This window comes from Spongiactinospora gelatinilytica, assembly GCF_003236385.1.
Classification (GTDB): Bacteria; Actinomycetota; Actinomycetes; order Streptosporangiales; family Streptosporangiaceae; genus Spongiactinospora; species Spongiactinospora gelatinilytica.
In genome coordinates this window covers 1-427 of sequence record NZ_POUA01000884.1, presented here as the reverse complement: position 1 = coordinate 427, position 427 = coordinate 1, and the positions used below count along the sequence as shown (strand labels likewise).

The following is a 427-nucleotide window of genomic DNA, read 5'->3' as shown; positions in this document are numbered from 1 at the left end:
TATAGCATTTTGTCCAGTTTCGTTAACCAGAAACCGGTTTCCTTTTTTTGAAAACCACTGTTTTCGTTCGCTATCGGACACTTTTTTGTTAATTGCAGTCTTGCTAATACCAAGCTCCTCAGCTAGTTCTCGAATTGTTTTTAAATTTTCACTCATGATCTATATCCTGCCTTTTAACGATTGGTAGATACTGTTCAATCGATTTTTTAAGATACTTAGCAATATTCTTTTTCGAATAGTCATCTTGTTTATCTCTGATATACGCTAGGTGATCTTTCACACCGTTTAACCCTCGTAAGTCTTTTAATTTGTCATAGAGTGGATAAACATTTTTCTGTAACCCTGACAAAATAGCCGTATCTGTCAGATCAATGTATGACAATAAGAAATATTCCATAAGTAACTTTGTATATGGACTTTTCATAGC

1 protein-coding gene is annotated in these 427 nt (G+C 33.7%); it reads right to left on the bottom strand.

The features are described from left to right. Window positions 1-148 precede the first annotated feature (148 nt). The coding region (locus C1I98_RS46700; RefSeq protein WP_199537609.1) for a hypothetical protein at window positions 149-427 on the bottom strand (279 nt) is incomplete at its 5' end.